At 52.0% G+C, this 23,486-nt stretch carries 15 protein-coding genes, 4 tRNA genes and 5 rRNA genes (1 of these 24 cut by a window edge); 6 read left to right on the top strand and 18 right to left on the bottom strand.

From position 1 onward, the window contains the following. The 12 genes from HMY34_RS14145 to dapA form a co-directional block, all read right to left on the bottom strand. Positions 1-972, bottom strand: a 23S ribosomal RNA gene (locus tag HMY34_RS14145) (it extends 1,860 nt beyond the left edge of the window). Between the two features lie 275 nt (positions 973-1,247). Continuing rightward, positions 1,248-1,323, bottom strand: a tRNA-Ala gene (locus HMY34_RS14140). 22 nt (positions 1,324-1,345) lie between these two features. Continuing rightward, positions 1,346-1,422: transfer RNA gene (locus HMY34_RS14135), tRNA-Ile, on the bottom strand. 86 nt (positions 1,423-1,508) lie between these two features. Then, a 16S ribosomal RNA gene (locus tag HMY34_RS14130) occupies positions 1,509-2,997 on the bottom strand. Positions 2,998-3,310: 313 nt separating this feature from the next. Beyond that, positions 3,311-3,426: ribosomal RNA gene (gene rrf / locus HMY34_RS14125) — 5S ribosomal RNA — on the bottom strand. Positions 3,427-3,578: 152 nt separating this feature from the next. Next, a 23S ribosomal RNA gene (locus HMY34_RS14120) occupies positions 3,579-6,410 on the bottom strand. A 275-nt stretch (positions 6,411-6,685) separates the two neighbouring features. Further along, a tRNA-Ala gene (locus tag HMY34_RS14115) sits at positions 6,686-6,761 on the bottom strand. Between the two features lie 22 nt (positions 6,762-6,783). Next, a tRNA-Ile gene (locus tag HMY34_RS14110) sits at positions 6,784-6,860 on the bottom strand. Positions 6,861-6,946: 86 nt separating this feature from the next. Continuing rightward, positions 6,947-8,435, bottom strand: a 16S ribosomal RNA gene (locus HMY34_RS14105). Together the 16S, 23S and 5S rRNA genes with 4 tRNA genes alongside form the textbook arrangement of a ribosomal RNA operon. Before the next feature lie 364 nt (positions 8,436-8,799). Continuing rightward, positions 8,800-9,564 (bottom strand): MBL fold metallo-hydrolase, encoded by a 765-nt coding sequence (locus HMY34_RS14100; RefSeq protein ID WP_202716103.1) that lies wholly within the window; start codon positions 9,562-9,564, stop codon positions 8,800-8,802. Further along, complete coding sequence (gene bamC / locus HMY34_RS14095) at positions 9,564-10,670, bottom strand: NlpB/DapX family lipoprotein (RefSeq protein WP_202716102.1); 1,107 nt, start codon at positions 10,668-10,670, stop codon at positions 9,564-9,566. The genes HMY34_RS14100 and bamC overlap by 1 nt, the downstream gene beginning before the upstream one ends. A 29-nt stretch (positions 10,671-10,699) precedes the next feature. After that, on the bottom strand, positions 10,700-11,581 hold the full coding sequence (gene dapA / locus HMY34_RS14090; protein WP_202716101.1) for a 4-hydroxy-tetrahydrodipicolinate synthase: 882 nt from the start codon (positions 11,579-11,581) through the stop codon (positions 10,700-10,702). Between the two features lie 80 nt (positions 11,582-11,661). On the opposite strand from dapA, the gene HMY34_RS14085 reads away from it, so the two are divergent. The 3 genes from HMY34_RS14085 to HMY34_RS14075 are packed head-to-tail and all read left to right on the top strand — an operon-like array spanning position 11,662 to position 14,215. Beyond that, on the top strand, positions 11,662-12,135 hold the full coding sequence (locus HMY34_RS14085) for a peroxiredoxin (RefSeq protein WP_202716100.1): 474 nt from the start codon (positions 11,662-11,664) through the stop codon (positions 12,133-12,135). A 41-nt stretch (positions 12,136-12,176) separates the two neighbouring features. After that, positions 12,177-13,598 carry a PhoH family protein gene (locus tag HMY34_RS14080; protein WP_202716099.1) on the top strand — a complete coding sequence of 474 codons (1,422 nt, stop codon included), beginning with the start codon at positions 12,177-12,179 and terminating at the stop codon, positions 13,596-13,598. A 14-nt stretch (positions 13,599-13,612) separates the two neighbouring features. Continuing rightward, complete coding sequence (locus tag HMY34_RS14075; protein WP_202716098.1) at positions 13,613-14,215, top strand: DedA family protein; 603 nt, start codon at positions 13,613-13,615, stop codon at positions 14,213-14,215. 1 nt (position 14,216) lies between these two features. Here the strand turns inward: HMY34_RS14075 and HMY34_RS14070 are convergent, their stop codons facing one another. After that, positions 14,217-15,107 carry a LysR family transcriptional regulator gene (locus tag HMY34_RS14070; RefSeq protein WP_202716097.1) on the bottom strand — a complete coding sequence of 297 codons (891 nt, stop codon included), beginning with the start codon at positions 15,105-15,107 and terminating at the stop codon, positions 14,217-14,219. A gap of 103 nt (positions 15,108-15,210) precedes the next feature. Here HMY34_RS14070 and HMY34_RS14065 point away from each other — a divergent pair, with 103 nt between their 5' ends. From HMY34_RS14065 to HMY34_RS14055, 3 genes are read left to right on the top strand one after another with little or no spacing between them, the layout of a single operon-like run. After that, positions 15,211-15,906 carry a pirin family protein gene (locus tag HMY34_RS14065; protein WP_202716096.1) on the top strand — a complete coding sequence of 232 codons (696 nt, stop codon included), beginning with the start codon at positions 15,211-15,213 and terminating at the stop codon, positions 15,904-15,906. A 10-nt stretch (positions 15,907-15,916) separates the two neighbouring features. After that, entirely contained in the window at positions 15,917-16,465 is a 549-nt protein-coding gene (locus tag HMY34_RS14060; RefSeq protein ID WP_202716095.1) for a cytochrome b, read from the top strand. 21 nt (positions 16,466-16,486) lie between these two features. Next, positions 16,487-17,047 carry a YceI family protein gene (locus tag HMY34_RS14055; protein WP_202716094.1) on the top strand — a complete coding sequence of 187 codons (561 nt, stop codon included), beginning with the start codon at positions 16,487-16,489 and terminating at the stop codon, positions 17,045-17,047. A 123-nt stretch (positions 17,048-17,170) separates the two neighbouring features. Here the strand turns inward: HMY34_RS14055 and HMY34_RS14050 are convergent, their stop codons facing one another. From HMY34_RS14050 to HMY34_RS14030, 5 genes are all read right to left on the bottom strand, one after another. Beyond that, positions 17,171-19,357 carry a patatin-like phospholipase family protein gene (locus tag HMY34_RS14050; protein WP_202716093.1) on the bottom strand — a complete coding sequence of 729 codons (2,187 nt, stop codon included), beginning with the start codon at positions 19,355-19,357 and terminating at the stop codon, positions 17,171-17,173. After that, positions 19,308-20,126 (bottom strand): exodeoxyribonuclease III, encoded by an 819-nt coding sequence (locus HMY34_RS14045; RefSeq protein ID WP_202716092.1) that lies wholly within the window; start codon positions 20,124-20,126, stop codon positions 19,308-19,310. Before HMY34_RS14045 ends, HMY34_RS14050 begins: the two co-directional genes overlap by 50 nt. Before the next feature lie 107 nt (positions 20,127-20,233). After that, positions 20,234-21,169, bottom strand: coding sequence for an ornithine carbamoyltransferase (gene argF, locus HMY34_RS14040; RefSeq protein ID WP_202716091.1), 936 nt, complete (start codon positions 21,167-21,169; stop codon positions 20,234-20,236). Next, positions 21,166-22,359, bottom strand: coding sequence for an aspartate aminotransferase family protein (locus HMY34_RS14035; RefSeq protein ID WP_228287866.1), 1,194 nt, complete (start codon positions 22,357-22,359; stop codon positions 21,166-21,168). The genes argF and HMY34_RS14035 overlap by 4 nt, the downstream gene beginning before the upstream one ends. Positions 22,360-22,502: 143 nt before the next feature. Next, complete coding sequence (locus tag HMY34_RS14030) at positions 22,503-23,483, bottom strand: COX15/CtaA family protein (RefSeq protein ID WP_202716090.1); 981 nt, start codon at positions 23,481-23,483, stop codon at positions 22,503-22,505. Positions 23,484-23,486: the final 3 nt, after the last annotated feature.

Raw genomic sequence — 23,486 nt, 5'->3', positions numbered from 1 at the left:
TTGGGGACCTTAGCTGGCGGTCTGGGTTGTTTCCCTTTTGACAACGGACGTTAGCACCCGCTGTCTGTCTCCCGTGCTCGCACTTCCTAGTATTCGGAGTTTGCAATGGGTTGGTAAGCCGGTCAGGGCCCCCTAGCCATAACAGTGCTCTACCCCTAGGAGTGATACACGAGGCGCTACCTAAATAGCTTTCGAGGAGAACCAGCTATCTCCGAGCTTGATTAGCCTTTCACTCCTATCCACAGCTCATCCCCTACCTTTTCAACGGGAGTGGGTTCGGTCCTCCAGTACCTGTTACGGCACCTTCAACCTGGCCATGGATAGATCGCTCGGTTTCGGGTCTACTCCCAGCGACTGAACGCCCTGTTCAGACTCGCTTTCGCTACGCCTCCCCTATCGGTTAAGCTTGCCACTGAAAGTAAGTCGCTGACCCATTATACAAAAGGTACGCAGTCACCCCGGAGGGCTCCCACTGCTTGTACGTACACGGTTTCAGGTTCTATTTCACTCCCTTCACCAGGGTTCTTTTCGCCTTTCCCTCACGGTACTGGTTCACTATCGGTCAGTCAGGAGTATTTAGCCTTGGAGGATGGTCCCCCCATCTTCAGACAGGATTTCACGTGTCCCGCCCTACTTAATATGTCCTCTATAACGTTTCGTGTACGGGGCTATCACCCGGTATCGCTGGCCTTTCCATACCATTCCACTACATTAAAGAGATTCGGCTGTTCCCCGTTCGCTCGCCGCTACTGGGGGAATCTCGGTTGATTTCTTTTCCTACAGGTACTTAGATGTTTCAGTTCCCTGCGTTCGCTTTCCTTTCGGAATACCACAAAAGTGGTGGGTTTCCCCATTCGGAAATCTACGGGTCAATGCCAATTTGCAGGCTAACCGTAGCTTATCGCATGCTATAACGTCCTTCATCGCCTCTGACTGCCAAGGCATCCACCGTGTACGCTTAGTCACTTGATCCTATAACCCGAAACAGTCTACTACCTTTTGTGCGGTAAACTCGGGTTACAGAGTGTCTATAATCTCGTAACGATCAATCTTGAGATATATAATCTTCTCAGTTATACATTTCGCCTTGATATTTTTCCATTTTGTTAAAGAACGACCTATGACTTAGGTTGAACTGACAAAAGCCAGTGCAAAGCAGCCCAAAGGGCTGCTTTGCGGTGACTTCTGAAGTTACCGTGGTGTGTACATTTATTGCAATGCCTTTCGATTCAAGATGAATCAGAAAGTGGTGGAGCCAGACGGGATCGAACCGACGACCTCCTGCGTGCAAGGCAGGCGCTCTCCCAGCTGAGCTATGGCCCCGATAACCTTTGCGATGCAAGAGTGGTGGGTCTAGGTGGACTCGAACCACCGGCCTCACCCTTATCAGGGGTGCGCTCTAACCAACTGAGCTATAGACCCGATTCGGTACTAGAGCACTTGCAATAAATGCGGTCTGCCAGACTACTTGTGTGGGAACTTGTGATCGTGTGAGCGACGTTTCTCGTAAAGGAGGTGATCCAGCCGCAGGTTCCCCTACGGCTACCTTGTTACGACTTCACCCCAGTCATCGGCCACACCGTGGCAAGCGCCCTCCTTGCGGTTAGACTACCTGCTTCTGGTGCAACAAACTCCCATGGTGTGACGGGCGGTGTGTACAAGGCCCGGGAACGTATTCACCGCGACATGCTGATTCGCGATTACTAGCGATTCCGACTTCACGGAGTCGAGTTGCAGACTCCGATCCGGACTACGGATGGCTTTCTGGGATTTGCTCCACCTCGCGGTATCGCTTCCCTCTGTACCACCCATTGTAGCACGTGTGTAGCCCTGGTCATAAGGGCCATGATGACTTGACGTCATCCCCACCTTCCTCCGGTTTGTCACCGGCAGTCTCCTTAGAGTTCCCACCATTACGTGCTGGCAACTAGGGATAGGGGTTGCGCTCGTTGCGGGACTTAACCCAACATCTCACGACACGAGCTGACGACAGCCGTGCAGCACCTGTGTTAGTGTTCCCGAAGGCACCAAAACATTTCTGCTAAGTTCACTACATGTCAAGACCAGGTAAGGTTCTTCGCGTTGCATCGAATTAAACCACATGCTCCACCGCTTGTGCGGGCCCCCGTCAATTCCTTTGAGTTTTACTCTTGCGAGCGTACTCCCCAGGCGGTCAACTTAATACGTTAGCTCCACCACCAAACCCTAAAGCGGGCCTGACGGCTAGTTGACATCGTTTACGGCGTGGACTACCAGGGTATCTAATCCTGTTTGCTACCCACGCTTTCGTGCCTCAGCGTCAGTGTTGGTCCAGAGAGTCGCCTTCGCCACTGATGTTCCTTCCGATCTCTATGCATTTCACCGCTACACCGGAAATTCCACTCTCCTCTCCCACACTCTAGTCTACCAGTATCAGATGCAGTTCCCAGGTTGAGCCCGGGGATTTCACATCTGACTTAATAAACCGCCTACGCACGCTTTACGCCCAGTAATTCCGATTAACGCTTGCACCCTCCGTATTACCGCGGCTGCTGGCACGGAGTTAGCCGGTGCTTCTTCTGTTGGTAACGTCATTATCTTCCCAACTGAAAGTGCTTTACAACCCGCAGGCCTTCTTCACACACGCGGTATTGCTGGATCAGGCTTGCGCCCATTGTCCAATATTCCCGACTGCTGCCTCCCGTAGGAGTCCGGGCCGTGTCTCAGTCCCGATGTGGCTGGCCATCCTCTCAGACCAGCTAAAGATCGTCGCCTTGGTAAGCCTTTACCTTACCAACTAGCTAATCTTACGCGGGCTCATTAAATAGCGGCTTGCGCCTTTCCCCCGTAGGGCGTATGCGGTATTAATCCGGCTTTCGCCGGGCTGTCCCCCACTACTCAGTAGATTCCCACGTGTTACTCACCCGTCCGCCACTGAATCCGAAGATTCCGTTCGACTTGCATGTCTTAAGCATACCGCCAGCGTTCAATCTGAGCCAGGATCAAACTCTTCAGTTCAATCTTTATCGTTTGAAATTGAAGAGCAAATCCATCGAAATTACGTATAAAATATATTAACGTGAACTCAATGGTTGCTTGCTTCTGTGCCTCTCGACACAACCACAAGCCCCCACACAAGTTTTCTGGCTTCTTTTGTTAATCTGCGCACTGCTCTCTAAGCAGCGAGGGGCGAATCTTAAATGAATCAGGACAAGCTGTCAAGACATTTAAGTTTCAGTTTTTATTTGCTCGAAACACTAAGAAAACCTAATGCTGCGAGGAAATAAAAGCCCTGTGATTAGTTAACTAATACAGGGCTTTTCGGAATAGTGCTTGGCGTTGACCTACTCTCACATGGGGAGACCCCACACTACCATCGGCGATGCTGCGTTTCACTTCTGAGTTCGGGATGGGATCAGGTGGTTCCACAGCTCTATGGACACCAAGCAAACTGGCAAGGTTGAGAAGGGAGTGCCTAGGCAGCCTTCTCAACCTAATCTGGAAAAATATCAGGGATACTTAATAACTGAGGTCTGGTAGCGTGTTACCGAGGTAACATCTACACGATTCTATATCTCTAGTAGACCGTTTTGGGTTATAGGATCAAGCCTCACGGGCAATTAGTACTGGTTAGCTACATACATTACTGCACTTCCACACCCAGCCTATCAACGTCGTAGTCTCCAACGGCCCTTTAGGACCCTCAAGGAGTCAGGGAGATCTCATCTTGGGAGGGGCTTCCCGCTTAGATGCTTTCAGCGGTTATCCCGTCCGAACATAGCTACCCTGCAATGCCACTGGCGTGACAACAGGAACACCAGAGGTTCGTCCAACCCGGTCCTCTCGTACTAAGGTCAGCTTCCCTCAAATCTCCAACGCCCACGGCAGATAGGGACCGAACTGTCTCACGACGTTCTGAACCCAGCTCGCGTACCACTTTAAATGGCGAACAGCCATACCCTTGGGACCTGCTTCAGCCCCAGGATGTGATGAGCCGACATCGAGGTGCCAAACTCCCCCGTCGATATGGACTCTTGGGAGGAATCAGCCTGTTATCCCCGGAGTACCTTTTATCCGTTGAGCGATGGCCCTTCCATGCAGAGCCACCGGATCACTAAGACCTACTTTCGTACCTGCTCGACTTGTCTGTCTCGCAGTCAAGCGTGCTTATGCCTTTACACAAACCTCACGATTTCCGACCGTGATTAGCACACCTTCGCGCTCCTCCGTTACTCTTTAGGAGGAGACCGCCCCAGTCAAACTACCCACCATGTATTGTCCCCGGCATTGTGATGCCTGGGTTAGAACTCCGAACATACCAGGGTGGTATTTCAAGGACGACTCCACCAGAACTGGCGTTCCGGTTTCATAGTCTCCCACCTATCCTACACAAGTAGGTTCAAAGTTCAATACAAAGCTATAGTAAAGGTTCACGGGGTCTTTCCGTCTAGCCGCGGGTACACTGCATCTTCACAGCGATTTCAATTTCACTGAGTCTCGGATGGAGACAGTGCCGCCATCGTTACGCCATTCGTGCAGGTCGGAACTTACCCGACAAGGAATTTCGCTACCTTAGGACCGTTATAGTTACGGCCGCCGTTTACCGGGGCTTCGATCAAGAGCTTCGCTTGCGCTAACCCCATCAATTAACCTTCCGGCACCGGGCAGGCGTCACACCCTATACGTCCTCTTTCGAGTTTGCAGAGTGCTGTGTTTTTGATAAACAGTCGCAGCGGCCTGGTCTCTGCGGCCCGCTTGCGCGGGCGTACCTTCTCCCGAAGTTACGGTACCATTTTGCCTAGTTCCTTCATCCGAGTTCTCTCAAGCGCCTTGGAATTCTCATCCAGCCCACCTGTGTCGGTTTGGGGTACGGTCAGCACTAACCTGAAGCTTAGGGACTTTTCTTGGAAGCATGGCATCAAACACTTCAGTACCGTAGTACCTCGTCATCACGCCTCAGTGTTAACAGATTCCCGGATTTGCCTAAGAATCCCACCTAAACGCTTAAACAACCATCCAATAGGTTGCTGTCCTAGCCTTCTCCGTCCTCCCATCGCAGTTAGTGCCGGTACAGGAATATTGACCTGTTTCCCATCGACTACGCATTTCTGCCTCGCCTTAGGGGCCGACTAACCCTGCGCCGATTAACGTTGCGCAGGAAACCTTGGGCTTTCGGCGGACGGGTTTTTCACCCGTCTTGTCGTTACTTATGTCAGCATTCGCACTTCTGATACCTCCAGCAAACTTTCCAGTTCACCTTCACAGGCGTACAGAACGCTCCTCTACCACTTGAATTGCTTCAAGTCCGCAGCTTCGGTGTGTGGCTTAAGCCCCGTTGAATCTTCCGCGCAGGCCGACTCGACCAGTGAGCTATTACGCTTTCTTTAAAGGATGGCTGCTTCTAAGCCAACCTCCTGGCTGTCTGTGCCTTCCCACATCGTTTCCCACTGAGCCACAACTTGGGGACCTTAGCTGGCGGTCTGGGTTGTTTCCCTTTTGACAACGGACGTTAGCACCCGCTGTCTGTCTCCCGTGCTCGCACTTCCTAGTATTCGGAGTTTGCAATGGGTTGGTAAGCCGGTCAGGGCCCCCTAGCCATAACAGTGCTCTACCCCTAGGAGTGATACACGAGGCGCTACCTAAATAGCTTTCGAGGAGAACCAGCTATCTCCGAGCTTGATTAGCCTTTCACTCCTATCCACAGCTCATCCCCTACCTTTTCAACGGGAGTGGGTTCGGTCCTCCAGTACCTGTTACGGCACCTTCAACCTGGCCATGGATAGATCGCTCGGTTTCGGGTCTACTCCCAGCGACTGAACGCCCTGTTCAGACTCGCTTTCGCTACGCCTCCCCTATCGGTTAAGCTTGCCACTGAAAGTAAGTCGCTGACCCATTATACAAAAGGTACGCAGTCACCCCGGAGGGCTCCCACTGCTTGTACGTACACGGTTTCAGGTTCTATTTCACTCCCTTCACCAGGGTTCTTTTCGCCTTTCCCTCACGGTACTGGTTCACTATCGGTCAGTCAGGAGTATTTAGCCTTGGAGGATGGTCCCCCCATCTTCAGACAGGATTTCACGTGTCCCGCCCTACTTAATATGTCCTCTATAACGTTTCGTGTACGGGGCTATCACCCGGTATCGCTGGCCTTTCCATACCATTCCACTACATTAAAGAGATTCGGCTGTTCCCCGTTCGCTCGCCGCTACTGGGGGAATCTCGGTTGATTTCTTTTCCTACAGGTACTTAGATGTTTCAGTTCCCTGCGTTCGCTTTCCTTTCGGAATACCACAAAAGTGGTGGGTTTCCCCATTCGGAAATCTACGGGTCAATGCCAATTTGCAGGCTAACCGTAGCTTATCGCATGCTATAACGTCCTTCATCGCCTCTGACTGCCAAGGCATCCACCGTGTACGCTTAGTCACTTGATCCTATAACCCGAAACAGTCTACTACCTTTTGTGCGGTAAACTCGGGTTACAGAGTGTCTATAATCTCGTAACGATCAATCTTGAGATATATAATCTTCTCAGTTATACATTTCGCCTTGATATTTTTCCATTTTGTTAAAGAACGACCTATGACTTAGGTTGAACTGACAAAAGCCAGTGCAAAGCAGCCCAAAGGGCTGCTTTGCGGTGACTTCTGAAGTTACCGTGGTGTGTACATTTATTGCAATGCCTTTCGATTCAAGATGAATCAGAAAGTGGTGGAGCCAGACGGGATCGAACCGACGACCTCCTGCGTGCAAGGCAGGCGCTCTCCCAGCTGAGCTATGGCCCCGATAACCTTTGCGATGCAAGAGTGGTGGGTCTAGGTGGACTCGAACCACCGGCCTCACCCTTATCAGGGGTGCGCTCTAACCAACTGAGCTATAGACCCGATTCGGTACTAGAGCACTTGCAATAAATGCGGTCTGCCAGACTACTTGTGTGGGAACTTGTGATCGTGTGAGCGACGTTTCTCGTAAAGGAGGTGATCCAGCCGCAGGTTCCCCTACGGCTACCTTGTTACGACTTCACCCCAGTCATCGGCCACACCGTGGCAAGCGCCCTCCTTGCGGTTAGACTACCTGCTTCTGGTGCAACAAACTCCCATGGTGTGACGGGCGGTGTGTACAAGGCCCGGGAACGTATTCACCGCGACATGCTGATTCGCGATTACTAGCGATTCCGACTTCACGGAGTCGAGTTGCAGACTCCGATCCGGACTACGGATGGCTTTCTGGGATTTGCTCCACCTCGCGGTATCGCTTCCCTCTGTACCACCCATTGTAGCACGTGTGTAGCCCTGGTCATAAGGGCCATGATGACTTGACGTCATCCCCACCTTCCTCCGGTTTGTCACCGGCAGTCTCCTTAGAGTTCCCACCATTACGTGCTGGCAACTAGGGATAGGGGTTGCGCTCGTTGCGGGACTTAACCCAACATCTCACGACACGAGCTGACGACAGCCGTGCAGCACCTGTGTTAGTGTTCCCGAAGGCACCAAAACATTTCTGCTAAGTTCACTACATGTCAAGACCAGGTAAGGTTCTTCGCGTTGCATCGAATTAAACCACATGCTCCACCGCTTGTGCGGGCCCCCGTCAATTCCTTTGAGTTTTACTCTTGCGAGCGTACTCCCCAGGCGGTCAACTTAATACGTTAGCTCCACCACCAAACCCTAAAGCGGGCCTGACGGCTAGTTGACATCGTTTACGGCGTGGACTACCAGGGTATCTAATCCTGTTTGCTACCCACGCTTTCGTGCCTCAGCGTCAGTGTTGGTCCAGAGAGTCGCCTTCGCCACTGATGTTCCTTCCGATCTCTATGCATTTCACCGCTACACCGGAAATTCCACTCTCCTCTCCCACACTCTAGTCTACCAGTATCAGATGCAGTTCCCAGGTTGAGCCCGGGGATTTCACATCTGACTTAATAAACCGCCTACGCACGCTTTACGCCCAGTAATTCCGATTAACGCTTGCACCCTCCGTATTACCGCGGCTGCTGGCACGGAGTTAGCCGGTGCTTCTTCTGTTGGTAACGTCATTATCTTCCCAACTGAAAGTGCTTTACAACCCGCAGGCCTTCTTCACACACGCGGTATTGCTGGATCAGGCTTGCGCCCATTGTCCAATATTCCCGACTGCTGCCTCCCGTAGGAGTCCGGGCCGTGTCTCAGTCCCGATGTGGCTGGCCATCCTCTCAGACCAGCTAAAGATCGTCGCCTTGGTAAGCCTTTACCTTACCAACTAGCTAATCTTACGCGGGCTCATTAAATAGCGGCTTGCGCCTTTCCCCCGTAGGGCGTATGCGGTATTAATCCGGCTTTCGCCGGGCTGTCCCCCACTACTCAGTAGATTCCCACGTGTTACTCACCCGTCCGCCACTGAATCCGAAGATTCCGTTCGACTTGCATGTCTTAAGCATACCGCCAGCGTTCAATCTGAGCCAGGATCAAACTCTTCAGTTCAATCTTTATCGTTTGAAATTGAAGAGCAAATCCATCGAAATTACGTATAAATTACATTAACGTGAACTCAATGGTTGCTTGCTTCTTATGCCTCTCGACACAATCACAAGCCCCCACACAAGTTTTCTGGCTTCTTTTGTTAATCTGCGCACTGCTCTCTAAGCAGCGAGGGGCGAATCTTAAAGGCTTTTGAGGTTCGTGTCAAACACTTTTTCAAAATTCTTTCGGACTCTAAAAGCAAAACACACAACCTAAGTCACTGATTCTGCTTTTGTTTCAGAGCGTTTTTGCCCTGAGTGAGCGGCGCATTATACAGGCCAGTCAGAGGCCGTCAACTACTTTTATGAAACTTTTCTGAAAGTTTTTAGCGAATATCCAACCAATCTATCCCATCCGCTTGATTTGCAAGCTGAATCCAGCCTTGCTCACATCCCGCTCCAGCACACAATGCTTGGTAGGCGTAATTCGGCAAATTGTTATTCTCGCTGAGATGCATTCCAACAAGGTGCTGCAACTGACTGAGATCCAATTGCTCCAGCAGATAAGTAGACTGTTTATTATCCAAATGACCGTAACGCCCGGCAACCCGTGCTTTAAGTGATGGTGGGTAAACACCATTCGCCAACATAACGGCGTCGTAATTGCACTCCAGCATAAGTGCATCCAAGCGCTGCAACATTTGTAAAATTAACGGGGTATGGCTACCGACATCGGTCAAAATGCCTAATTTATGATTGCCATTGCTAAACACAAATTGACATGGTTCGCGGGCATCGTGAGGAACGGGGAAAGGCGTGATCTGCAAATCTTGAATTTCCAACGCCTGATGGACATTGATGTAATGCGTTTGAGCAAACTTAACATCACGCATCGCATGATAAGTGCCAACCGTCAACCATACAGGAATGTTGTAGCGGCGCGAGAGCCTTCCCACACCAGCGGCATGGTCGCCGTGTTCGTGAGTAATGAGAATTGCCGTGAGAGATTGAGGCGGGCAACCAAGACGGTGTAAACGCCGCTCGGTTTCACCTAAGGTAAAACCACAGTCCAGCAAAATGCGAGTTTTGCCGGACTCGATGAGTGTACCGTTGCCTTTGCTACCGCTACCGAGGGAAGCAAACCGCAGCATTAGCGCTCAAATTCAGACTTGAGGCGCTCCAGCAGTTCGGTGGCTACTGCTGGTTTCAATGGGCTGCCATCAGCATCGCCAACCGTAATCAAGCTACGATTGCCCGCATCAGAGATTTGTACCTGGTATTTGCCACCAACTTTCAACATGTCTTTATCGGACTTGAGCAAACGGCTAAAGAAACCTTGCTTGTTATCTTTGTTATCACCGTCGTAACTGGCAAGGTAAACACCATTTGCACGCTGCTGCCCTTCGATGCTCATGCCAATCCGCCCCAGCATCACGCCGGTACGAATCCAGACATCATTAGCCGCACCACCCACTACCAAACCGGGTTGCCCGCCTTCCAATTGCGTCATGGCGACTTGCACAGCGGTCAACTTCGATTCTGCTACAGGCTGAGCGTTAGCAGTGGCATCACCACCTTGCAGGAAAACCATCAAGCGGTTCAGCATTTCTGCTTCCAACTCAGGTCTTGCTGGCGCGTATTGCCATTTTACCCCAGTGCCACTGACGGATTCTTCCGCACGTTCATGACTAAGGTAGATATTGGTCGCTTGAGCAGCAGGACGTTCCAACCGAATTTTAAAGCGATCACGACTTCCAGCGTCATACATGCCTTCAAGTGCCTTGCCGATGGTTTTACGGATGAAATCCAATGGAATTTCAGCTTTGTTTTCCGCCCAATCGGTTTCCATGATGCCAACACGCGGCTCATCACGCTTAACAGCCACACCCATTGCCCGCCAAAATTCGTGCAATTTCGGCCAGACCGCTTCAGCGGGAGCATTGACCTGTAGCCAACGCACATTGCCTTCACGCATAAGCTGAATTGCAGCATTGGTCGGCAACACCACCGCATTACCTTGTTGCGCCTCACCGCGAGCCAACGCCGCCGCACTCACCGAACCACCGGGAATGGTGGCATAAGTCGGGTCATAGTCCGGCGCATTCAAATCCGGGGGAACTTCTAGCGAATTAACGCTTTTATTGTTTTTGTAATCCACCCGATCACCGACTGAATCAATGTTCAAGCCGGAGCAAGCAGACAGTATCAGTGCTGAACCGATAACCACCACTGGACGTGACAGAAGAAGCATATTCATGGAACTCATTGTCTATTCCGTTTAGAAAACTAACACTCAATACCGGCTTGACGCATGGCTGCCAGCACTTGGGGCTTAATAGCCTCAGAACAAGGGACAAGCGGTAAACGTATGCCGCGTTCATCCCCAAAACCCATTTTCGCCAATGCCCATTTTACCGGCATTGGGTTGGGTTCAAGGAACAAATCGGTGTGCAATGCTGCTAGTGTAGCATTGATACGGCTTGCTGTTGCCCGATCGCCCGCTAAAGCAGCAGCACACATTTCATGCATTGCCTTGGGGGCAACGTTGGCAGTGACAGAAATATCACCTTTGCCGCCCATCAGAATCAATTCCATGGCCGTCGCGTCATCGCCGCTGTACAAGTCAATGCGGTCGCCACAACGTTGTAAAATATCGGCGGCACGTTCCAGATTACCTGTCGCTTCTTTAATACCGACGATATTGGGGATCGCCGCCAATCGCTCAACCGTCGCTGGCAACATATCGCAAGCGGTTCGTCCCGGTACATTGTAAAGAATTTGGGGAATCGCTACCCGTTCCGCAATCAGCTTATGATGCTGATACAAACCTTCTTGGGTCGGCTTGTTGTAGTAAGGCGTCACCAGCAAGCAAGCATCTGCGCCATCTTGCATGGCGATTTCAGTCATTTCAATCGCTTCGGCGGTGCTATTCGAGCCTGTGCCTGCGATGACCGGAATTTTACCCGCCACCAAATCAATCACACGTTTCATGACATGTCGGTGTTCCTTGTAATTCAAGGTTGCCGACTCGCCGGTTGTACCGACTGCCACAATAGCGTCGGTGCCGTTTTCCAGATGGAAGGCTACCAGAGCTTCCAACGCTGCCTCATCCACGTCGCCATTGGCTTTCATCGGGGTTATGAGTGCCACCATACTGCCGCGAAACATGCAAGTCTCCAAAAAATAATTTGACAGCATACTACTGAGGCAGGTAATGAAACACAAGTGTTACACGAAAGGAGAACTGTATGACTACCCCAAGCCTCGGCACACCCGTACCTGACTTCACCCTCGCCGCTACTTCCGGCCTAACCTTCCGCCTATCCGATTTTCAGGAAAAAGCCAACGTTGTCCTCTATTTTTACCCTAAGGACAGCACGCCCGGTTGTACCACCGAAGGGCAAGATTTCCGCAATGCGTATGCAGAATTCCAAGCCGCCGACACCGTGGTCTTTGGCATTTCGCGGGATAGTGTGAAATCGCATGAGAATTTCAAAGCGAAACAAGCTTTTCCCTTTGAGCTGCTGGCGGATGTGGATGAAATCGCCTGCAAACTGTTCGATGTCATCAAATTGAAAAATATGTATGGCAAACAGGTACTCGGTATTGAACGCAGCACGTTTCTGATAGACAAACAGGGTGTGTTGCGGCACGAATGGCGCAAAGTGTCGGTGAAAACACACGTTGCGGCAGTATTGGCAGCGGTGCAAGCGCTGGTTTAAACACCTAAAATAATGCTTACAATATGACCTTAAGGAGTATCATGAGTCCAGCACACGCCCCCCATACCCACGTAAACCGCTTATTTGTCCTCGATACTAACGTGCTGATGCACGACCCCACCGCCCTTTTCCGCTTCCAAGAACACGATATTTTCCTGCCCATGGTGGTGTTGGAAGAGCTGGATCACAGCAAAAAAGGCGTGTCGGAAGTGGCGCGTAATGTGCGTCAAGTCAGCCGCTTTATGGATGATTTGATTTCCGCCGCCGGTGCCGATGCTATTCACTCCGGTGTACCGCTCTCTAGCAACCCGATGTTTGGTAATGGCAAAGCGCCCAGCGGCAAACTGCTGTTTCAAACCGAGGCGCTGGATTATCCCGCACCGACAGGGTTGCCGGGGGACTCACCCGACAATACCATCCTCACCGTCGCGCTGAGCTTGCGGGATAAATACCCCGAACGTGACGTGATTTTGGTCTCCAAAGACATCAACCTGCGCATTAAAGCCACGATTGTGGGCTTGAAAGCGGAAGATTATTTCAACGACCAAGTGTTGGATGATGCCGACTTGTTGCCCACGGGTTTCCACGAATTGCCCTCTGACTTCTGGGAAGCGCACAACAAGGAAATGGAATCCTGGAAAGAGCACGGGCATACCTTCTACAAACTGTTCGGTCCATTGACGCACGAATGGCTACCGGGGCATTTCCTAGCCTTACCGGGCGATCAACCGTTTCAAGCGATTGTGCGTAAAAAAACGTTCGATCACGTCATTATTGAAACCATCCGCGATTTTACCGAACCACGCCACGCCGTCTGGGGGATTACCGCCCGTAACCGCGAGCAAAATTTCGCCCTAAATTTGCTGATGGATCCTGACATTGATTTCGTCACGATGTTAGGCGCAGCAGGCACAGGCAAAACCTTGCTGACACTCGCCGCCGGTTTGGCACAATTGCTGGATGAGCAACTGTACAAAGAAATCATTATGACCCGTGTCACCGTGCCAGTCGGCGAAGACATCGGCTTTTTACCCGGTACGGAAGAGGAAAAAATGGCACCGTGGATGGGTGCGCTCATGGATAACCTCGAAGTCCTCACCCAGCCCAGTGGCGGCAGCAAATGGGGTCGCAGTGCCACCGATGAATTTCTCATGAGCAAAATCAAGATTAAATCACTGAATTTTATGCGTGGTCGAACCTTCCTGAATCGGTATATCATTATCGACGAAGCGCAAAATCTCACCCCCAAACAGATGAAAACCTTGATTACCCGCGCAGGGCCGGGGACAAAAGTGGTGTGCCTGGGGAATATTGCGCAGATTGATACGCCATATTTAACCGAAACTTCCTCCGGTTTGACTTATGTGGTGGATCGTTTCAAGGGCTGGGAACACGGCGGACACGTCACGCTGCAACGCGGCGAACGTTCACGCTTGGCGGATTACGCTTCTGACCATTTATAACGCAAGGGTTTTACATGTTGCATGAAATTATTGACTGGATCGTCAATGCGGTACACGGCTGGGGCTACACCGGCATTTTTGTAATGATGTTTCTTGAATCCAGTTTCTTTCCCTTTCCTAGTGAAGTGGCAATGATTCCGGCAGGCTATTTAGCACACCAAGGGAAAATGAATATTTGGTTAGCCATTGCTGCGGGGATTGGCGGCAGCCTTACCGGAGCATTATTCAATTATTGGCTGGCAGTTAAATTTGGCAGACCCTTCTTGGTGCGTTACGGCAAATACGTGATGTTTAAGGAGGAAACTCTGCAACGCATGGAAACCTTCTTTGCCAAACACGGGCATATTTCCACGTTTACCGGGCGTTTAATTCCCGCCGTGCGCCAGTACATTTCTCTACCTGCGGGTTTGGCACGGATGAATATCCCCATGTTCGCGTTTTACACCGGTTTAGGTGCAGGCTTGTGGGTCATGATTCTGGCATTCCTTGGTTACTTTATTGGCGACAACCAAGCCTTGCTGAAAGAGAACCTGACGACCATTACCTTAGCAACATTAGCGTTCGTTGCCGTACTGATTATCGCCTATTACTTTTGGCAGAAACGCCGCGTAGCGTAATTCAACTTACCTGCAAAGCATGGATCAAAAACTCCACCAACGCCCGTGTCTTTTCCGGCAGGAATTGGCGCGTGGGATAAACCGCGTAGACCGATACGGTTTGCGCGGAATAGTCTGGTAAAATCCGCACTAACTTGCCTTTTTCCAACGCCGCGATCAATTCAAAATCAGGCAGGAGCACAACGCCCATGCCTGCGATGGCGGCTTGTTTCAGCACTTCACCGTTATTGGCGCATAATTGCCCGCGTATTTGCACATTGCTGGCGTTTCCGGCTTGATCATAAAACGTCCAGCCTTCGCGGTGACTGACGTTGGTGTAATGCAGGCATGGGTGTTGCGCTAACTCGGCAGGCGTTTGCGGTGTGCCGTGGGTTTGCAAATAGGCGGGCGCGGCGACGGGCAGCAAGTAAGCATTTTCCAGCTTACGAGCCACCAGACGCGAATCGTCTAGCACGCCGATACGGATGACCACATCGTAATCACCACTCGCCGCGTCGGTATAAGCATCGTCCAAATGCGCGGTCAGGTGAATATCGGGGTGTTGCTGCAAAAAGCGAATCAGCAATTTCGTGAGGCGTACTTTGCCGTAAGTCATCGGCATATTGATGCGTAACTCGCCACTGAGTTTGCCCTGCATCGCCAGCAAATGTTGATCGACGCGGTTCACTTCTTCCTGAATTTCGCGGCAGTGTTGGTAGTAATAATGCCCTGCTTCGGTCAAAGACAGTTGGCGGGTATTGCGGGTCAGCAGGCGTACTCCCAGCTCAGTTTCCAACATTTTCAAGCGTTTGCTGACGGCAGCCACCGTGAGTTCCAGTTGATCGGCGGCGGCGGTAATGCTTCCCTTATCGACGACAGCAACAAAATTAGCCATGTAATCCAAGCGACTCATTGTTAACCTCCCGTTGAGAGTTAATGTAGTTTTCGTGTCTTTATCAAAAATCCATTAAACCTTATTCTTTTACTCAGGTAAAGACGGTTTCAAGGAGCAGGTTATGGAACTTATTCGTGCAGATTCACGCGGGGCATTCACCAACGACTGGTTGGATAGCCGCCACAGCTTTTCGTTTAGCGATTATTACGATGCCGAACGGATGCATTTTTCATCGCTGCGGGTGATCAATGAGGATTGGGTAGCAGCGAAAGGCGGTTTCCCGATGCACGGGCATCGTGATATGGAAATCGTCACTTACGTGATGGCAGGCGCGTTGTCTCACAAGGATAGCCTCGGCAATGGCAGCACGATTCGCCCCGGCGATGTACAGCGCATGAGTGCGGGGCGTGGGATTTTGCATTCGGAATTCAATCATTCGGAAACCGAAGCGGTACATTTGCTGCAAATCTGGTTGTTACCCAAGTTTACGGGGATTCAACCGGGGTATGCGCAGGAACATTTTCCGCTGGAACAACGGCGCGGCAAGCTGCAATTGCTGGTATCAGCGGATGGGCATGACGGGTCGTTGCAGATGAATACCGATGCGAATTTATACGCCAGCATTTTGGCTGCGGGCGAACAGGTAACGTATCTGCGCCCGGAAAATCGCGCGGTTTATGTGCATGTTGCTCGCGGCAGTTTGCAAGTGAACGGCACAGCGTTGCAGGCAGGCGATGCGCTGCAAATTCGTGAGGAAACGGAATTGCTGTTTGGTATGGCGGATTCAGCGGAATTCTTGGTGTTCGATTTGCCGTAGAAGGTGATTTATGCAGATTGGAAATTCGGAAAAGACTTATGGTGTGGTGTCGATTACGCTGCACTGGGTAATGGCTGTGGCTTTGATCGGGATGTATTTCGTCGGCGATTACATGGTGGAACTGGAGTATTACGACCGTTTTTACCACACGCTACCGGGGTTGCATAAGGAAATCGGCGTGCTATTGGGCGCATTGTTGCTGGTACGTGTGGCTTGGGTGACGGCGCAACCACGCCCGCAGATAGTGGGCAATGCACCCACGTTTACCCACACGCTTGGCAAATTGGGACACCTTGCGTTGTATGGTTTGCTGATCGTGATGCTAATCAGCGGCTATTTGATTTCGACGGCAAAAGGGCATGGCATTAACCTGTTTGATTGGTTTGAAGTGCCAGCCCTGTTGCCGCAAAGCAAGGAACGCGGCGAATTCGCGGGTGAGATTCACGAAATTGCCGGAACCTTGTTTATTTTACTGGTCGGCGTACACGCGCTGGCTGCTTTCATCCACCATTTTTATTGGAAAGACAACACCTTGACCCGTATGTTGGGCAAGGGTTAATGATCCACCAAGGAGATTCACATGAAAAAAGTACTCGCAACTTCACTGTTAGCACTGGGTTTGTTTACAGGCTCGGCAGCACACGCGGATGATTACACCATCGACACCGAAGGGATGCACGCTTTCATCCAGTTTCGTATCCAACACTTAGGCTATAGCTGGCTGTACGGGCGTTTTGACAAATTCAGTGGCAATTTCAGCTACGACGAGAAAACACCCGACGCGGCTAAAGTGGAAGTGACCATAGACACCACCAGTGTCAATAGCAATCACGCGGAACGCGATAAACACTTGAGCGGTGAAGATTTTCTGGACGTTGCCAAATTCCCGGAAGCCAAATTCGTCAGCACTAAGTACAGCGGCGGCAAGCTGGAAGGCAACTTAACCCTGCACGGCGTTACCAAACCGATCACGATCGACGTGAAAGAAATCGGTGCGGGTGCTGACCCTTGGGGCGGTTTCCGCCGTGGGTTTGAGGGCAGCACTAAATTTGCCCTAGCCGATTTCGGCATTGAAAAAGATTTGGGGCCAGCGTCTAAAGAAGTCGAGATGATTTTGTCAATTGAAGGCGTGAAGAAATAACGCCGATTGAAACATGTAGGGGCGACCAGAAACATGAAGAGGGCGACCAGCCGGTCGCCCCTACACAGAGGGTGCATGTAGGGGCGACCGGCTGGTCGCCCTCTTTAACTAACGACGGGTTCTTTAAAAATCCCGCCCAAAATTAAAATACGCTTCCTGATCCAAGCCCTGAGTTTTGCGCACCCCAATAAATGCAGGCCCGACAGGTGTTTCCCCGCCCAAAAAGACCGAACCCGTACCGCGCAAATCGCCCAAGGCCACATCCTCCGCCTCCTGCCAGGCTTGCCGCGCCCCTACTGATGCACCCACGTGCACTTTGGCAATCTGCGGCACTTCCGCCAGCTCGCGCATGTACGTCAAGGAACCATCCAGCGTGTAATTACCAATCAACTGATCATTATCGGTAAACGCCAAGCGCCCGGTCTGCAATGCCTCGCCCGTGCTATACAACAAGCCTTCCTCATTATTGGCATTCGCCTCCAGTCGCCCACTGGCAATCACGCGATGCTTGTCTTTGCTCCACACCTGTTCACGTTCCAACTCAATGCGCGAAACATCCGTGTCACTGCCCAAGGCTTTGATGCCGTGTGTATACGTTGCACTCATGCGCCCGCCTTTGGTCGGAAAATTCACCGAATCCAGCGTATCCGCCCGATATTGCAATTTCAGCCCCGCCTCGGTCAAAGAATCACCCGGCAAAGTTAACGTGCCAGTTTTCACTTCCGGTTCAATACGCTGCAAGAATATTCCGGCACGCGCTTCCGCACTATTGTTCAACGCCCGCCCGACATCCACTTGAACGCCTGCTTCAGCCGCGCGTAATTCCGCCACTTGCTGCGCCCCATCCAAAATACTGGCATCCCGCTCCTGATACCAAGCACGCGGCGCAACAAACGTGGCATTGTGATCTTGCAGCGGATGGTGCAATTCGGCAGAAGCCAGCATCCGTTCACCAATCACGCCTTGCAGCCGCAACTCGGTGCCTTGCGCTGTCAGCCCTTGACGCACGTATTTCACCCCAGCCTGATACCCGGTATCACCGTTGAAATTATCACTCAACGCAAATCCGGTGCTGACCCGTTGCTCACCTTGATCCGCCTTACGCGCCATGACCTTCAGGTCGTAATCACCATCCGGGCGTTGCGTCAGGTGATAATCCACCAAACTGAAATACCCCAAGCCGTATACGCGCTCCAACCCTGCTTGCAAGCGCTGATCATCCAACACCTCACCGGGCTGGATACCGAGTTTTTGCCGCACCAACTTATCACTCAGGGATGACTCATTTTCAAGCTGAACGGCTGCCACCCGAATCGGCGTGTCTTGGTTGTTTTGCTGTGCCACTGCCCGCCGAGGCGTTGCCCCCGTGAGTGCTGCCAATTGATGCAATGCTGGTAATTGCGCTTGCGCCCCCTGCACTCCCAACGGAATGGTTTCTTTCACCCGATCAAAGGCCAGATTGCCAATCTCCCCAACGGGCGGTTCAATTAGAATATCAACACCCTTGCGAATCAGTTTGAGTTGGCTGGCACTGCTTTTGCGCATCAACAAGTCCATCGACTGCAAGCTAATATCCAGCGCAGAATCCAGCTTGCGGTTGGTTTCTGAGGGAATGCTGGACACAATCACAATATCTGCGCCCATTTGCTTGGCAATATCCACGGGCAAATTATTCGACACCAAACCGTCCACCAGCAAACGCTTGTCGATCGTCACCGGCGCAAACAGCCCTGGAATCGACATGCTCGCCCGCACCGCCGTCGCCAGATTACCTTGTTTCAACACCACGGTTTCACCGGTGCGAATATCGGTTGCCACCGCCCGGAACGGAATCGGCAAGCGGTCAAAATCACTCACTCGCTCCACCGGCTTCAGCAAGCGCCGCAATTCAAACATCAGGCGTTGCCCATCAATCAAACCGCTGGGCAATTTCACCCCGTCTTTGGACACGCCCACGCTGAAGGCACTGAAAAAGTCCGCGCTTTGCTGCTTTTGTTGGTAAGACTTGTTTTGGTGGGAAGCATCATCGCGGAACAAGCTAAGCCAATCCAACTCATTCACCACGGTTTCGATTTGGGCGGCACTCATGCCGGAGGCGTACAAACTGCCGACAATCGCGCCCATGCTGTTGCCTGCAATCACGTCGATGGGAATATTGTTGGCTTCGAGCACTTTGAGAACGCCGACGTGGGAAACGCCTGCCGCGCCGCCGCCGCCGAGGACTAGGCCGATTTTGGGGCGCTGCGACGTTTCGGCTGCATTAGCCTGTGTAAGACTCAGCACCAAGAACAGTGCGACAAGGAATTTCATAAGCATAATCCAAACTCAGGGGAGCATGATCGGAGAAGCGTTCGTCCTTGTAAATCGCCGCTGCGCTCACTTTACCCTTCAGTGATGGCGTAAGAATCTGGTAATCAATCCGCCAGCCAACGTTTTTTGCCCACGCCTGCCCACGATTCGACCACCAGGTATACTGTTCGGCTTCCTGATTCACTTCACGGAAACCATCCACAAAACCCAATTCATTGAACAGCTTGTCCAACCAAGCCCGTTCGTCTGGTAAGAAACCGGAATTTTTCAGGTTGCCTTTCCAGTTCTTAATGTCGATGTTCTGATGCGCAATGTTCCAATCACCGCAAATCACCAAGTCGCGCCCGTCAGCCTTCATTTGTACCAGCAACGGCAAAAAATAATCCATGCACCGATACTTCGCCTGCTGACGCTCTTCCCCTGATGAACCTGACGGCAAATACAAGGAAATCACGCTCAGATTGCCGAAACGCGCTTCAATATAACGCCCTTCCGCATCAAATTCAGCACATCCCATTCCGCTAATCACCGCATCCGGCTCAGTACGGGCATAAATTGCCACACCACTATAGCCCTTTTTTTCGGCGTCATGGTAGTAGCAGTGATAGCCTTCAGGAAAAAACAAAGCGCGATCCTCTTCCAACTGGTGAATTTGCGCCTTGGTTTCTTGGATGCACACGACATCCGCCTGCTGCTGCTTCATCCACTCGAAGAAGCCTTTTTTCGCAGCAGAACGGATGCCGTTGGTGTTAGCGGAGATTATGCGCATAAGAACCCCTCACCCCAACCCCTCTCCCTCAAGGGGCGAGGGGCTAAGAAAAGAAACTCTTGCTCCCCCTCGCCCCTTGAGGGAGAGGGGGCTGGGGGGTTGAGGGGTCACTCCGGCATACCGGAAGGGAAGCCGCATACCAATACTTCCAGCAAGGCTTTTTGCGCGTGCAAGCGGTTTTCCGCCTCATCCCAAACCACGCTTTGTGCGCCATCCATGACATCAGCCGCCACTTCCAGTCCACGATACGCAGGCAGGCAGTGCATGAAAATCGCATCCGGTGTTGCTAATTGCATCATCTCGGTAGTGACTTGGTAGCCAGCAAAGGCTTTTTCGCGAATTTTCTTTTCCGCTTCCTGCCCCATGCTGGCCCACGTATCGGTAACAACCACTTCCGCGCCTTTCGCCGCTTCATTGGGTTCACGAAAAAACGTGACCGAACCTGCCGTTGCCGCGATCACATCCCCATCAGGATCATAGCCTTCGGGGCACGCCACGTTCAGGTGGAAACCAAACAGTTTGGCGGCTTCCATCCACGAATGGCACATATTATTGCCATCGCCAATCCACGCCACGGTTTTGCCGTTGGGTAAGCCGCGCTGTTCGATCCACGTCATCATATCCGCCAGCAATTGGCAGGGATGATGCTTATCGGTCAACGCATTGATGACCGGCACGCGGGAATGCGCCGCGAACAGCTCCACTTTTTCCTGCTCAAACGTGCGGATCATCACCACATCCACCATGCGCGAAATGACACGGGCGGAATCTTCAATCGGCTCACCGCGCCCCAATTGGGTGTCGTTCGGCGACAAAAACATGGAATGCCCGCCCAATTGCGTCATGCCCGCTTCAAACGACACGCGGGTACGGGTGGACGATTTCTCAAAAATCATTGCCAGCGTGCGCAAATGCAGCGGCTCATGTGCCTCGCCACGTTTCCACATGGCTTTGAGTTCAATGGCACGCCCAATCAAGCCGATCAGCTCAACCGGTGTAAAATCACTAAGGGTCAGAAAATGTCTGACAGGTTTATGTTTCATGAGGCTCTCTCTCCAGCAGCGGGGTGCAAAAATGCCTGCACCAATTCACTGACCATAGTTATTATTTGATCCGCTTGCGCATCGGTGATGATTAATGGCGGTAACAAGCGGATAACATTGCCAGCGGTAACATTGATCAGCAGACCTCTCTCCAGAGCCTGTTTCACCAATTCACCGCAATCACGCTCCAGTTCCACCCCAATCATCAAGCCTTTGCCGCGAATATCGCGCACCCCTACCACACCCGCTAATTTTTCACGGAATTGTGACAGGAAATATTCACCCAACTCAGCGGCACGCGCCGTCAGGTTATCGTGTTCCATTACTTCAATCACGGCACGTGCCGCACGGCAAGCCAGCGGATTACCGCCAAACGTCGAGCCATGATTGCCGGGACCAAACACATTGACTGCTTTACCGGCAGCTAAACACGCGCCAATCGGCACACCGTTGCCGAGCGCTTTTGCCAGCGTCATGACATCGGGTTGAATGTGACTGTGTTGGAAAGCAAACCACGTGCCAGTACGCGCCATACCTGCTTGGATTTCATCCACCATCAGCAACCAATCGTGCTGATCACAGATAGCGCGTAAGCGTGGCAGGTAATCAGCGGCAGGAATACGAATCCCGCCCTCGCCTTGCACCGGTTCAACCAGCACCGCGACAATATTCGGGTTGCTTGCCATTGCAGCGACTGCATCAGCATCGCCGTATTCGACGCGCACGAAACCTTCCACCAACGGGGCAAAACCCAGTTGCGCTTTGGGGTTGCCGGTCGCAGTAACGGTTGCCATCGTGCGCCCGTGAAATGCATTGCTCATGACAATAATGGTCGGGATTGCTACACCTTTATTGTGACCGTACAAACGCGCGATCTTAATCGCCGCCTCATTCGCTTCCGCACCGGAATTGCTAAAAAATACATTCTCGAAACCGGACAGCGCACACAGCTTTTCCGCCAAGGCTTCTTGGTGTTCAATTTGGTAGAGGTTAGAGGTATGCAGCAATTCATGGGCTTGCGCACAAATGGCATCCGCGACTTCGCGTCGGGCATGACCTACGTTACACACCGCGATACCACTTAAGGCATCCAAGTATTGTTTACCGGTGGTGTCCCACAGAAGCGCACCTTCGCCTTTTGCGAAAGTAACGGGCATACGTGCATACGTCGGCATCACTGCATTGGTCACGGCAAAACCTCCAAAAAATCCGCCACAACAGCCATAAATGCGAAAGGCAGCCCAGACAGGCTGCCTTTGCGAGAAAGCGAAAGACTATAGGGAAAGCGTTTACACTTGTCAATCACTAAATTAGTGCGTTGTCAAGCGCTTTCTTAATGCGCCGGATACAGGCAATGATTCAGCGCCAATACCGCCAGCAGCAGCAGCGCCGCTCCCAAGGTATGCAAGGTCGCCACCACCAACGGCAACGCAAACACCACATTGCTAATTCCCAAGCTCACTTGCACCAGCAACAACACCAGCAAGGCATACGGCACAATCCCACACGCCACCGAACGCCGCCGTATTAACCACCATGCCAAGCCTCCCAGATACAGAAACACCAGCAATGCGCCCAAACGGTGCGTCAAATGGATCGCGGTACGAGCCGGGTTTTTCAGCGTTCCAAACTCATAATTTACGCCCGCCTGCCATTCAAAACTGAATGCCGTGCGGAAATCACTCGCAGGCCACCACTGCCCCTGACACAGCGGGAAATCCACCCCACACGCCACCGCCGCATAATGCGTACTCGTCCAGCCACCTAAGATAATTTGCGCCACCAACAGCAGCAGCGCCACCAACGCCCAACCACGCACCGCACCAATACTGCCATACAGTGTTGAAAAACGCGGCACATGCCGTTGCAGCCACAGCCACCACAACAATGCCAAAGTGGTAAACCCACCCAGCAAATGCGCCATCACCACGGGCGGACTCAGCAAATGTGTCACCGTCCACATTCCCAACGCCGCCTGAAATATAACCGTCGCCAGCAACAACGTCGGAATCCAGATACTCGCCTCAAAATAACGCCGAAACCTTAGCCGCAATACAAACAGCGCCAAAATCAACACGCCCAACATCCCCGCCGCATAGCGATGAATCATCTCTTTCCATGCTTTCGCGTGTTCCAGCGGACGCTCAAACTGATCCGCATCCACCTGCTCCGGCACACCCAAATGCCCGTAACAGCCCGGCCAATCAGGACAACCCAAGCCCGCATCCGACAAGCGCGTATACGCCCCCAGCACAATCACCACCAACGCCAGCCCTAACGTCAACGACAGCAAGATCGAATAGGTTTTTTGCATAAA

Source organism: Thiothrix subterranea, from assembly GCF_016772315.1.
Lineage (GTDB): Bacteria > Pseudomonadota > Gammaproteobacteria > Thiotrichales > Thiotrichaceae > Thiothrix > Thiothrix subterranea.
This window is presented reverse-complemented; position numbering and strand designations above follow the sequence as displayed.

Bases quoted from the DNA above. Each gene is read 5' to 3' on its own strand.
- HMY34_RS14100 (WP_202716103.1), bottom strand. From the start codon at position 9,564: ATGCTGCGGTTTGCTTCCCTCGGTAGCGGTAGCAAAGGCAACGGTACA.
- bamC (WP_202716102.1), bottom strand. From the start codon at position 10,670: ATGAATATGCTTCTTCTGTCACGTCCAGTGGTGGTTATCGGTTCAGCA.
- dapA (WP_202716101.1), bottom strand. From the start codon at position 11,581: ATGTTTCGCGGCAGTATGGTGGCACTCATAACCCCGATGAAAGCCAAT.
- HMY34_RS14085 (WP_202716100.1), top strand. From the start codon at position 11,662: ATGACTACCCCAAGCCTCGGCACACCCGTACCTGACTTCACCCTCGCC.
- HMY34_RS14080 (WP_202716099.1), top strand. From the start codon at position 12,177: ATGAGTCCAGCACACGCCCCCCATACCCACGTAAACCGCTTATTTGTC.
- HMY34_RS14075 (WP_202716098.1), top strand. From the start codon at position 13,613: ATGTTGCATGAAATTATTGACTGGATCGTCAATGCGGTACACGGCTGG.
- HMY34_RS14070 (WP_202716097.1), bottom strand. From the start codon at position 15,107: ATGAGTCGCTTGGATTACATGGCTAATTTTGTTGCTGTCGTCGATAAG.
- HMY34_RS14065 (WP_202716096.1), top strand. From the start codon at position 15,211: ATGGAACTTATTCGTGCAGATTCACGCGGGGCATTCACCAACGACTGG.
- HMY34_RS14060 (WP_202716095.1), top strand. From the start codon at position 15,917: ATGCAGATTGGAAATTCGGAAAAGACTTATGGTGTGGTGTCGATTACG.
- HMY34_RS14055 (WP_202716094.1), top strand. From the start codon at position 16,487: ATGAAAAAAGTACTCGCAACTTCACTGTTAGCACTGGGTTTGTTTACA.
- HMY34_RS14050 (WP_202716093.1), bottom strand. From the start codon at position 19,357: ATGAAATTCCTTGTCGCACTGTTCTTGGTGCTGAGTCTTACACAGGCT.
- HMY34_RS14045 (WP_202716092.1), bottom strand. From the start codon at position 20,126: ATGCGCATAATCTCCGCTAACACCAACGGCATCCGTTCTGCTGCGAAA.
- argF (WP_202716091.1), bottom strand. From the start codon at position 21,169: ATGAAACATAAACCTGTCAGACATTTTCTGACCCTTAGTGATTTTACA.
- HMY34_RS14030 (WP_202716090.1), bottom strand. From the start codon at position 23,483: ATGCAAAAAACCTATTCGATCTTGCTGTCGTTGACGTTAGGGCTGGCG.